This window comes from Chitinophaga sp. NPDC101104, from assembly GCF_050277495.1.
GTDB lineage: Bacteria > Bacteroidota > Bacteroidia > Chitinophagales > Chitinophagaceae > Chitinophaga.
In genome coordinates, this window is sequence record NZ_JBNNSF010000002.1 from 98556 (window position 1) to 111137 (window position 12582).

The 12582-nt window shown below is 53.1% G+C and carries 6 protein-coding genes; all 6 read left to right on the forward strand.

The features are described from left to right. Positions 1-57: 57 nt before the first annotated feature. Complete coding sequence (gene rpoB / locus ACQKLP_RS19030) at positions 58-3867, forward strand: DNA-directed RNA polymerase subunit beta (RefSeq protein ID WP_427324442.1); 3810 nt, start codon at positions 58-60, stop codon at positions 3865-3867. Positions 3868-4036: 169 nt separating this feature from the next. Continuing rightward, positions 4037-8335: a DNA-directed RNA polymerase subunit beta' gene (rpoC, locus tag ACQKLP_RS19035; protein WP_427324443.1), complete on the forward strand. Its 4299-nt coding sequence runs from the start codon at positions 4037-4039 to the stop codon at positions 8333-8335. A gap of 135 nt (positions 8336-8470) precedes the next feature. Continuing rightward, entirely contained in the window at positions 8471-8806 is a 336-nt protein-coding gene (locus tag ACQKLP_RS19040; RefSeq protein ID WP_427324444.1) for a hypothetical protein, read from the forward strand. A 163-nt stretch (positions 8807-8969) separates the two neighbouring features. Then, positions 8970-9992 (forward strand): glycerophosphodiester phosphodiesterase, encoded by a 1023-nt coding sequence (locus ACQKLP_RS19045; protein ID WP_427324445.1) that lies wholly within the window; start codon positions 8970-8972, stop codon positions 9990-9992. Between the two features lie 181 nt (positions 9993-10173). Next, positions 10174-10770, forward strand: a complete 597-nt coding sequence (locus tag ACQKLP_RS19050) for an OmpH family outer membrane protein (protein WP_427324446.1) — start codon at positions 10174-10176, stop codon at positions 10768-10770. A gap of 72 nt (positions 10771-10842) precedes the next feature. Further along, entirely contained in the window at positions 10843-12273 is a 1431-nt protein-coding gene (locus ACQKLP_RS19055; protein WP_427324447.1) for an APC family permease, read from the forward strand. Positions 12274-12582 lie beyond the last annotated feature (309 nt).

A 12582-nucleotide genomic window follows, 5' to 3' on the forward strand; every position in this document is an offset into this window, starting at 1 on the left:
AAAGAATCGTTAATTTCCCTTATTCAATACAAGTCATATTAACTGCTAACTTCGAATATGTCTCTAAAAAAAGCCCAAACTAACGAAAGAGTAAATTTTGGAAAGATCAAACAAGTTGCTGAGACACCGGATCTGTTGGCTATCCAAATCCAATCTTTCAAGGATTTCTTCCAATTAGAAACCACACCAGACAAGCGTAACAACGAAGGCCTTTTTAAAGTATTCAAGGAAAACTTCCCGATCACGGATACCAGAAATATCTTCAATCTGGAGTTCCTGGACTATTTCGTAGACCCTCCGCGTTATACCATCGAAGAATGTATTGAGCGGGGTTTGACGTATTCCGTTCCGCTGAAAGCGAAACTCCGCCTCAGCTGTAACGACGAGGAACACGTTGATTTCCAAACTATTGTGCAGGACGTGTTCCTTGGGAACATCCCCTACATGACCCCCAGAGGTACTTTCGTTATCAACGGCGCCGAGCGTGTAGTTGTATCCCAGCTTCACCGTTCGCCCGGTGTGTTCTTTGGACAGTCCGTGCATCCGAACGGCACCAAGATCTACTCTGCAAGGGTGATCCCCTTCAAAGGTGCCTGGATGGAGTTTGCGACAGACATCAACAACGTGATGTATGCTTACATCGACCGTAAGAAGAAGTTCCCGGTTACTACCCTGTTAAGGGCGATCGGCTATGAAACGGACAAGGACATCCTGGAGCTGTTCGGCATGGCTGACGAAGTGAAAGCAGACCGCAAGAACCTCGAGAAATATGCCGGCAAAAAGCTGGCTGCCCGCGTTTTACGCAGCTGGGTGGAAGATTTCGTGGATGAAGACACGGGCGAGGTGGTGAGCATCGAAAGGAACGAGATCGTGCTCGAGCGCGATTCCATCCTGGACGAAGCGAACATCGAACTGATCACCGATATGGGCGTGAAGTCCGTATTCGTGCAGAAGGAAGAAGTGAGCGGCGACTTTGCCATCATCTACAATACCCTCAACAAAGACACCTCCAACTCCGAGCTGGAAGCCGTTCAGCACATCTACCGCCAACTGCGCGGTGCCGATGCGCCGGATGACGAAACAGCAAGGGGCATTATCGATAAATTATTCTTCTCCGATAAGCGTTATGATCTGGGCGACGTAGGCCGTTACAAGATCAATCGCAAACTCGGCCTGGCCACACCGCTCGATATGAAGGTGCTGACCAAGGCAGACATCATTTCGATCATTAAATACCTCGTGCAGCTGACCAACGGCAAGGCGGAGATCGACGATATCGATCACCTGTCCAACCGCCGCGTACGCACCGTGGGCGAGCAATTGTACGCGCAGTTCGGCGTAGGCCTGGCGCGTATGGCCCGTACCATCCGCGAGCGTATGAACGTTCGTGACAACGAGGTGTTTACGCCTGTAGACCTGATCAACGCGAGGACGCTGTCTTCCGTGATCAACTCTTTCTTCGGTACCAGCCAGCTGTCGCAGTTCCTGGACCAGACGAACCCGCTGTCAGAGATCACGCACAAGCGTCGTATCTCCGCGCTCGGGCCCGGCGGTCTGTCGCGCGAGCGCGCAGGCTTCGAGGTGCGTGACGTACACTATAGCCACTATGGCCGTCTTTGCACCATCGAGACCCCTGAAGGTCCGAACATCGGTCTGATCTCCACCCTGTGCGTACACGCCATGGTGAACGAGATGGGCTTTATCGAAACGCCGTACCGCAAGGTGAAAGACGGTAAAGTAGATATGAACAAGATCGAGTACCTGAGCGCAGAAGAAGAAGACTCCGTTAAAATCGCACAGGCGAACGCCCCGCTCGACGAGAAAGGCGCGTTTACCGGTGATAAAGTTAAATCCCGCGAGACGGGCGATTTCCCCATCCTGGACCCGCAGGAAGTGGAGTTCATGGACGTTGCGCCGAACCAGATCGTTGGTCTGAGCGCCTCCCTGATCCCGTTCCTTGAGCATGATGACGCCAACCGTGCGCTCATGGGCTCGAACATGCAACGCCAGGCTGTTCCGCTGATCGCTCCGCAGGTCCCCATCGTGGGAACCGGCCTCGAGGGTAAGGCAGCGCGCGACTCCCGTCTGCAGATCACTTCGAAAGGCAAGGGCGTTGTGGAATTCGTTGACGCCAACGAGATCCATGTACGTTACGAGCGCGACGAAATGCAGAAACTGGTGAGCTTCGAAGACGACCTGATCGTTTATCAACTGACCAAATTCGTAAAAACCAACCAGAGCACCTGTATCAACCTTCGTCCTGCCGTTAAGAAAGGCCAGAAGGTGGAAGAAGGGGACTTCCTCACGGAAGGTTACGCAACCCGCGCCGGCGAGCTGGCACTGGGCCGCAACCTGAAAGTTGCGTTCATGCCCTGGAAAGGTTACAACTTCGAGGATGCTATCGTAATCTCCGAGCGCGTAGCCAAGGAAGACTGGTTTACTTCCATCCATATCGACGAGTATGAGCTGGAAGTGCGCGACACCAAGCTGGGTGAAGAAGAACTGACGCCGGATATCCCGAACGTGAGCGAAGAAGCTACGAAGGACCTGGACCAGAACGGTATCATCCGCGTGGGCGCTCACATCAAGGAAGGCGACATCCTCATCGGCAAGATCACTCCCCGCGGCGAAAGCGATCCTTCTCCGGAAGAGAAACTGCTCCGCGCGATCTTCGGCGACAAGGCTTCGGACGCGAAAGACGCATCCCTGAAAGCGCCCCCGTCTACCGAAGGTGTGGTGATCGACAAAAAACTGTTCTCCCGCGCGAAGAAGGATAAAAATTCCAAAACCCGCGAGAAAGCAGCCCTCGAGAAACTGGAGAAAATCCACCAGAAAAACGAGGAAGATCTGCTGGAAGTACTGATGGGCAAACTGCTGACCCTGCTGAAGGAAAAAACTTCCGCGGGCATCACCAACACCTACGGCGAAGTGCTGATTTCCAAAGGGTCCAAGTTCTCCGCGAAGAACCTGGCGAACGTGGATTTCCAGAACGTGAACCCCCTGGGCTGGACGACCGATCAGGACACCAACGACCAGATCAATACCCTGCTCCACAACTACAACATCAAGTACAACGAGGAGCTGGGCCGTTATAAACGCGAGAAATTCAACATCTCCATCGGTGACGAACTGCCTGCAGGCGTACTGAAACTGGCGAAGGTTTACCTGGCCAGCAAACGTAAGCTGAAAGTGGGTGATAAGATGGCGGGCCGCCACGGTAACAAGGGTATCGTAGCCAAGATCGTGCGTGACGAAGACATGCCGTTCCTGGAAGACGGAACTCCTGTGGATATCGTGCTGAACCCGCTGGGCGTACCTTCCCGTATGAACCTTGGCCAGATCTACGAAACCGTACTCGGTTGGGCTGGCCAGAAACTGGGCCTGCGTTTCGCGACGCCGATCTTCGACGGTGCGAGCACCGAAGAGATCGCGGAATACATTTCCGAAGCGAAACTGCCGAGCTTCGGCCACACGTACCTGTACGATGGCGAAACCGGGGAGCGCTTCCACCAGAAAGCAACGGTAGGTATCATCTACATGCTGAAGCTGAGCCACATGGTGGACGACAAGATGCACGCCCGTTCGATCGGACCCTACTCCCTCATTACGCAGCAGCCGTTGGGTGGTAAAGCCCAGTTCGGTGGCCAGCGTTTCGGTGAGATGGAGGTGTGGGCCCTGGAAGCGTACGGTGCCGCCAACATCCTGCAGGAACTGCTCACCATCAAGTCTGACGACATCGTGGGCCGCGCGAAAGCTTACGAATCGATCGTTAAGGGCGACAACATACCGAAAGCCGGTGTGCCCGAGTCCTTCAACGTATTGATCCATGAGCTGAGAGGCCTGGGTCTGGACCTGAAATTCGACTGATAACTGTATTAAAGGAGAGGCCTGGACGGTTGACAAACCGCCCGGGCCTCCTTCCGATACCGTCGTAGCAGAATGCAGGAGTAATAGCGTGAATGTTCAAGAGAAAAGGAAAGGAAACCTGACCAACCGGCTTCACGCAAGACAATGAGTTTTCTTTAAACAACATACAATGGCCATCAAGAAAGAAAATCGTCCCAAATCAAATTTTAACAGCATTACCATCAGCCTCGCTTCGCCGGACACGATCCTGGAGCGTTCTTATGGAGAGGTGCTGAAACCCGAAACCATCAACTACCGGACTTACAAGCCGGAGCGCGATGGTTTGTTCTGCGAAAGGATCTTCGGTCCTGTAAAGGATTACGAGTGCTATTGCGGAAAGTATAAGCGTATCCGTTATAAAGGCATTGTGTGCGACCGCTGTGGTGTGGAAGTGACCGAGAAGAAAGTGCGTCGTGAAAGAATGGGGCACATCCGCCTGGTAGTGCCCGTTGTTCATATCTGGTATTTCAAATCTTTACCCAATAAAATCGGTTACCTGCTCGGCATGAGCTCCAAGAAACTGGAAACCATCGTTTATTACGAACGTTATGTGGTGATCCAGTCTGGCGTGAAGCAAGAGAAAGGCCTCAACTATGCAGATCTGCTGACAGAAGAAGAGTACCTGGACATCCTGGATACCCTTCCGAAAGACAACCAGCTGCTGCCCGACGAGGACCCGAATAAATTCATCGCGAAGATGGGTGCCGAAGCGGTGGAAATGATGCTGGCCCGGATCGATCTGGACGGCCTTTCCTACCAGCTCCGCAACCAGGCTGCCACGGAAACTTCCCAGCAGCGTAAGGCAGAGGCCCTCAAACGCCTCAGCGTGGTGGAAGCCTTCCGCGATGCCAATGGCCGTGTAGACAACCGCCCGGAATGGATGGTGATGCAATACATCCCCGTTGTTCCGCCGGAACTGCGCCCGCTCGTTCCCCTGGACGGTGGCCGTTTCGCGTCTTCCGACCTGAACGACCTTTATCGCCGCGTGATCATCCGTAACAACCGTCTGAAGCGTCTCATCGAGATCAAGGCGCCCGAGGTGATCTTGCGTAACGAAAAGCGTATGCTCCAGGAAGCGGTAGACTCCCTGTTCGACAACAGCCGTAAATCCAACGCCGTGAAAGCGGAAGGCGGACGCGCGCTGAAGTCGCTCTCCGACGTACTGAAAGGCAAGCAAGGCCGTTTCCGTCAGAACCTCCTCGGTAAACGTGTGGACTACTCCGGTCGTTCCGTTATCGTGGTAGGCCCCGAACTGAAACTGCACGAGTGCGGCCTTCCGAAAGATATGGCTGCGGAACTGTTCAAACCGTTCATTATCCGCAAGCTCATCGAAAGAGGCATCGTTAAAACCGTGAAATCAGCGAAGAAGCTCGTTGACCGGAAGGAAGCGGTGGTTTGGGACATCCTGGAAAACGTGTTGAAAGGTCACCCTGTGATGCTCAACCGTGCTCCGACCCTTCACCGCCTGTCTATCCAGGCATTCCAGCCGAAACTGGTGGAAGGTAAAGCGATCCAGTTGCACCCGCTCGTGTGTTCTGCGTTCAACGCCGACTTCGACGGTGACCAGATGGCGGTACACGTGCCCCTGAGCAACGCCGCGATCCTGGAAGCACAGCTGCTGATGCTGTCTTCGCACAACATCCTCAACCCGCAGAACGGTACGCCGATCACCCTGCCTTCGCAGGACATGGTACTCGGTCTGTACTACATTTCCAAGGGTAAGAAAACCACCGCCACCGAAATCGTGAAAGGAGAGGGCATGGCCTTCTACTCCGCGGAAGAAGTGATCATTGCGCATAACGAAGGCCGCGTTGACCTGCACGCTCACATCCGCGTAAAAGCGGATGTGCGTAAGGAAGACGGTACCCTGGAGCGCAAGCTGATCGAAACCACGGTGGGCCGCGTGATCTTCAACGTATACGTTCCGAAGGAAGCAGGTTTCGTAAACGCCCTGCTGACGAAGAAATCGCTGCGTGAGATCATCGGTGACATCATCAAAGCGACCGACATTCCGAAAACCGCGAAATTCCTGGACGATATCAAGCAGCTTGGTTTCCGTACGGCATTCCGTGGTGGTCTGTCCTTCAATATCAACGACCTGATCATCCCCGACGTTAAACAGATCATGATCGACGGCGCAGCCGGCGAGGTGGACGAGGTTTGGGATAACTACAACATGGGTCTTATCACGAACAACGAGCGTTACAACCAGATCATCGACATCTGGAGCCGTGTGGACACGAAAGTGACCGAAACGCTGATCCGTGAGCTGGCATCCGACAAACAGGGCTTCAACTCTGTATACATGATGCTTGATTCCGGCGCCCGTGGTTCCAAACAGCAGATCAAACAGCTGGCCGGCCTCAGGGGTCTGATGGCGAAACCGCGTAAATCCGGTTCCACCGGTTCGGAGATCATCGAGAACCCGATCCTCTCCAACTTCAAGGACGGCCTGAACGTATTGGAATACTTCATCTCCACGCACGGTGCCCGTAAGGGTCTTGCGGATACGGCACTGAAAACGGCGGATGCGGGTTACCTGACCCGCCGTCTCGTAGACGTTGCGCAGGACGTGGTGATCACCGAAGAAGATTGCGGCACCCTCCGTGGTATCGCGACTTCTGCGCTGAAAGACAACGAAGAGGTGGTAGAACCGCTGTACGACCGTATCCTCGGCCGTACGTCGCTCCACGACGTATTCAACCCCGCCAACGACGAAGAGCTCTTCGTTGCTGCCGGTGAGCAGATCACGGAAGAGATCGCCCGGAAGATCGAGGAAAGCACGATCGAAACGGTAGAAATCCGTTCCGTGCTGACCTGCGAAAGCAAACGCGGCGTGTGCGTAAGATGCTATGGCAAGAACCTGGCGACCGGTTACACGGCGCAGCGTGGCGACGCCGTGGGCATCATCGCTGCACAGTCTATCGGTGAGCCTGGTACACAGCTGACACTGCGTACGTTCCACGTAGGTGGTGTGGCCGGTTCCGCATCGGTAGAATCCACGCTGACTGCGAAATTCGACGGTACCGTACAGTTCGACGGCCTCCGCACCACTACCTTCGAGAACAACGAAGGCGAGAAACTGCAGGTGGTTATCGGCCGTACGGGTGAATTGAGGATCATGGACGTGAAGAACGACCGCTTGCTCATCACCAACAACATCCCTTACGGTTCTACCCTGAACGTGAAAGATGGCCAGAAAGTGGTGAAAGGCGACGTGATCTGCACATGGGACCCCTTCAACGCCGTTATCGTATCCGAAATCGCCGGTAAGGTTCGTTTCGACAGCATCATCGAGGGTATTACCTTCCGTGAAGAAGCTGACGAGCAGACTGGTCACCGCGAGAAAGTGGTTATTGAAACGAAAGACAAGAACAAGATCCCGTCTCTCCTTGTAGACGGTAATAAGGAAGTGAAATCCTACAACTTGCCGGTGGGCTCCCACATCATCGTGGAAGAGGGCGTATCCGTTAAATCGGGCCAGGTGATCGTGAAGATCCCCCGCGTGATCGGCAAGCTCCGCGACATCACCGGTGGTCTGCCCCGTGTTACCGAGCTTTTCGAAGCGCGTAACCCGAGCAATCCGGCCATCGTATCCGAGATCGACGGTGTAGTAGCATTCGGTAATATCAAGCGTGGTAACCGCGAGATCATCATCGAAAGCCGCGAAAGCCATGTGAAAAAGTACCTCGTTCCGCTGACCCGCCACATCCTGGTACAGGACGGCGACTTCGTGAAAGCAGGTACCGCACTGTCCGACGGTTCCATCACCCCGGCCGATATCCTCTCCATCAAAGGTCCGTTCGCCGTACAGGAATACCTGGTGAACGAGATCCAGGAGGTATACCGCCTGCAGGGTGTGAAGATCAACGACAAACACATCGAGGTGATCGTACGCCAGATGATGCGCAAGGTAACCATCGAAGATCCGGGAGATACCCGCTTCCTCGAAGGCGACACTACCGACAAATTCGAATTCTTTGAAGAGAACGATCAGATCTTCGACAAGAAAGTGGTAACCGAAGCCGGTGAATCCACCAACATGAAGGCTGGTCAGATCGTTACGCTCCGCCAGGTACGTGAAGAAAACTCCGTACTGCGCCGCTCCGACAAGAAACTGGTGGAATACCGCGATGCGGAAACGGCTACTTCCAGCCCGCTCCTCCTCGGTATCACCAAGGCTTCTCTGGGTACGCACAGCTGGATCTCCGCAGCGTCCTTCCAGGAAACGACCAAGGTACTGTCTTCCGCAGCCATCAACGGCAAAACCGACGACATGCTCGGTCTGAAGGAGAACGTTATCACGGGTCACCTGATCCCGGCTGGTACCGGTCTGAGAGAATTCGAGAACATGATCGTAGGTTCGAAAGAAGAATACGACATACTCGCATCTTCGAAAGAAGTGTTCCAGTTCGACGAAGAAGAATAGGTCTCACAACCGATTATAATTCAAGGCCGTCCCGCGAGGGGCGGCCTTTTTTTTTGTTCGCACTGATTTATAGTGAGTTGTTTCACCCTTTTCAAACTTATTTGTATCAGTAAATCACATCAAATAATTTGCAAAATGACGTCTAAAGAAATTTTCGAAGCAGCAGTTGGAGTGATAAAGCAAGCACAAATAGCTGACGATCCAAATGTGGATAACCTTATCAGTTTAGGATTTGATAAGAAGGATTTGAATGAGAACGAGAAATTATCAGGAAGAGCTCCCAATGATTTATTTACAAAAATTGGTACAGATGGACACCGGGTCGAAGTCCATGCATATGCATACGATCCAACTAAGACTTTCGGTCCGATAGAACCAGACATGAATAAATTCTATGTCAGATTGATTGAAGGCGAAAAAGTCACTGAATCATTTCACACCAGTTTCCCTGACAAGCCATATGGATCTTAATACTAAATTAACTTGATAACAGGAAGTTGAATATTTACCTTGCGGAGGTTTTGAATTACGGATACGCCATCGTATTTTGTAAGCTTATGTAACTGATTTGAAAGCAGAACATAATAATCCGTAAGTTGACGAAATATTAAACAAGCATAGAAAACACATTACCATGCGTCTACGTTATCGATTCATGATTCCGGCATTACTGGCCGCAGCAGCGGTGAACGGGCAAGCGCCCGCATTCCATCTGGACAATTATACCATTCCGAAAGGCAAGTCCGGCGCGGTGATCGGGCAGGTGTTCACGCCGCAGGGGCCTGCAACGGGCGTAAAGGTTGCGGAAGACACTTCCGGGCTTTTCATGATCGGGAAGAAAGGTGAAGTGCGGTTAAAGAAGAAGAAAAGCATCGGCGAATCGTCCGCCGTACAATACGCGGTAACCCTGGAACTGGGTGGCCAGCAGGAATCGTTCATTTTCGTGAAGGACGATTTCGCACGGAACAAGATCGTTGCACACCGCGGCGCCTGGAAACATACCGAGGGCAGCCAGAATTCCATTACATCGCTGCGCGAAGCATCGCGCCTGGGATGTGAAGGCTCCGAGTTCGACGTGTGGCTGTCGAAAGACGGCATCCCGGTACTGTCCCACGACCCCCATATCGGCGGTAAAGTCGTGGAAGAGACGAACATCGCGGACCTCGTTTCCATCGACCTCAAAAACGGCGACAAAGTGCCCACGTTCGAGCAATACCTCGAAGAAGGCAAAAAGCAGAACGTAACCCGCCTGGTGCTGGAGCTGAAACCTTCGAAAACCGGCCGCGGTGAAGAGTTGGCCCAAAAATGCTACGACCTCATCCGCCAGCACAAATCGCAGGCCTGGATGCTGTATATCAGCTTCGATTACAGTATCTGCAAGAAGATCGTGGCGCTCGACCCCCACGCCAAGGTGGCTTATCTCAACGGCGATAAATCGCCCGCGGAACTGAAGGCCGACGGGATCTGGGGCTTCGATTACAACTGGAAGACCATCGACAAGGACATGACCATCTTCCAGCAAGCCAGAAAGAACAACGTGACCGTCAACATCTGGACCGTCAACGACCCGGCGCAAATGGAGACGTATCTCAAGGCCGGGGCCGATTTCCTGACGACGGACGAGCCGGAAATCGCACTGGAAAAGTCTAAAAAGTAATGATAAAAAAGGGGGACGATGTCCCCCTTTTTCGTTTTTCAGGGGAGAATCGACCTCAAACCCTTACCGAACCTATCTTTCCACTATTTTGTTTTTAACGTTTTTTTATATCCCAAAAATCTTATTTTAGCCGCCGCAACAATCTAATTATATCCAAGCGTATTAAAATCTATCGATCAACATGCACACCCGTCAACTTATTGTGAAAAATGGTTTATTCCTGATGGCGATCGCCGGCGTATTTGCAGCCTGTCAGCAAAACAACGGTAAATCTGCCCCCAAAGCCGGTGCTGATTCTTCCGTTCAGGCGGCTGGCGGCGCGCAAAGGCTTGCCTATGTAGATATTGATTCGCTGGAAGCTCACTACGTTTATTTCAAGGACAAAAAAGCGGAGCTGGACCGTAAGAAAGAAGCCGCGCAGAACGACATTGCCGGTCGCGAGCGTGCATTGCAGAACGAATTGCAGGTACTTCAGCAAAGGGCCCCTTCCATGACGCAGGCAGAAGGCCAGGCGGCGGAAGCCAGCCTCCAGCGTAAGGCGCAGCAGCACGAGCAGAACCGCCAAAGCCTCATCGCGCAGTTGCAAACCCAGGAAGCGCAGTTCTCCGAAGATCTGCAGAAGCGGCTGGAAGAAACCATCAAGGCCGTGAACGGCAACCGTTACGCATTCATCTTCTCTTACCGCGCAGGTGCCTCCAACATCCTGTACAAAGATGAAGCGTACGACATTACAGCAGAAGTGATCAAGGCGCTCAATGATGCGACTCCGACCAAATAATTAAACGATTGCTACGTTTGATCCCGGTATAACAACCGGGATTTTCTTTTATCAACCATTTTATCAACCGCTATGTCCAACCAGACACACTCCTTCAAGCCCACACTGAGCCTTGTAGACGCTACGATGATCGTGGCGGGGTCCATGATCGGTTCCGGCATCTTTATCGTTTCGGCCGAAGTGGCACGCTCCATGGGCTCTTCGGGCTGGATGATGGCCATGTGGGTGCTGGCCGGGGTCGTAACCCTGATCGCCGCCCTCAGTTACGGCGAATTATCGGGGATGTTCCCCAAAGCCGGCGGCCAATACGTTTACCTCCGCGAAGCTTACAATCCATTCATCGCTTTCCTTTTCGGGTGGACGCAGTTCGGCGTCATCCAGACCGGGACCATCGCAGCCGTTGCCATGGCGTTTGCCAAATACCTCGGCTATCTGGCCCCAGGTCTGGGGGAAACCAACGTTCTGCTGAAAATACCCCTGGGCAGTTGGGCGTTTTCCGTCAACATGGCGCAAATTATCGCCATCCTTTCCATCGTGCTGCTGACCTGGATCAATACCAAAGGGGTGAAAAACGGGAAGATCATCCAGACCGTATTCACTTTCACCAAGCTGTTCTCCCTTTTCGGGCTGATCGTTTTTGGCCTGATGATCGGCGCCAAGGCGGAAATCTGGAACGCCAACTGGGAAAACGCCTGGCAAACGGCCAACCTGAAGATGGTGGACGGCCAGCTGGTGACCACGGCGCTCAGCGGCATGGCCTTCCTGGGCGCGATCGCCGTTTCCATGAAAGGCACGCTGTTTTCCAGCGACGCGTGGAACAACGTGACGTTCATTGCCGGGGAGATCAAGAGCCCGGAGAAGAACATCGGCCGCGCCCTGTTCCTGGGAACTTTCATCGTGACCATCATCTACGTTTCCGCCAACCTCATGTACCTGGCCGTGCTGCCCTTTAACGAGATCGCATTCGCGCCGCAGGAAAGGGTAGGGGTAGCCGCCGCGGAGCGGATTTTCGGCCCCGGAGTGGGTGCTATGGCCATTGCGGTGATGATCATCATCTCCACGTTCGGCTGCAATAACGGTTTGATCCTTTCCGGCGCCCGGATTTACTATACCATGGCCAAAGACGGGCTTTTCTTCCGCAAGGCGGGCGAGCTCAATCAATACGACGTTCCCGGTACGGGCCTGTGGATCCAGTGCCTGTGGGCTTCGCTGCTCTGCCTCAGCGGCAAGTACGGCGATCTGCTCACCATGGTGATTTTCGGTGTGCTGCTGTTTTATGTGATCACCATTATCGGGATTTTCGTGCTGCGGAAGACCCGCCCGGAAATACCCCGGAGCCACAAAGCCTTCGGATATCCGGTGTTACCGGCGCTTTACGTGCTGGTGGCCCTTTCGCTGGCCGTGTTGCTGCTTATTTACGAACCGGAGTACGCCGTTCCCGGCCTGGGCATCATCCTGCTCGGCATTCCGCTGTATTACGCCGCCAGGAAAGAAATGAAATAAGACTTTCGAAATATCCGGAAAGCCGTGCAGACACCCGTTCTGCACGGCTTTTTCGTATAGGAAGGCGTTAGTTCACAATCATTTGTATGTGGTAACATAGATTTTTCACCACTGCAAGAATAATACAGGCGTTCGACGTAATTTAGTACCAGATGTCCAGGAAATGCCAATTTAGCTTAGACCGCATAACGACACAGTACCCCCTGACCGCATTCTCCTGAAAACATATGTATTAACCAGAAAGGCACGGAAAATCTCCACTTACCGGGTTTTCCTATCAATAATATCTGACTATTGTTGCCGGCCGTG

Coding starts and splice junctions, on each gene's coding strand:
- rpoB (WP_427324442.1), top strand. CDS start 58: ATGTCTCTAAAAAAAGCCCAAACTAACGAAAGAGTAAATTTTGGAAAG.
- rpoC (WP_427324443.1), top strand. CDS start 4,037: ATGGCCATCAAGAAAGAAAATCGTCCCAAATCAAATTTTAACAGCATT.
- ACQKLP_RS19040 (WP_427324444.1), top strand. CDS start 8,471: ATGACGTCTAAAGAAATTTTCGAAGCAGCAGTTGGAGTGATAAAGCAA.
- ACQKLP_RS19045 (WP_427324445.1), top strand. CDS start 8,970: ATGCGTCTACGTTATCGATTCATGATTCCGGCATTACTGGCCGCAGCA.
- ACQKLP_RS19050 (WP_427324446.1), top strand. CDS start 10,174: ATGCACACCCGTCAACTTATTGTGAAAAATGGTTTATTCCTGATGGCG.
- ACQKLP_RS19055 (WP_427324447.1), top strand. CDS start 10,843: ATGTCCAACCAGACACACTCCTTCAAGCCCACACTGAGCCTTGTAGAC.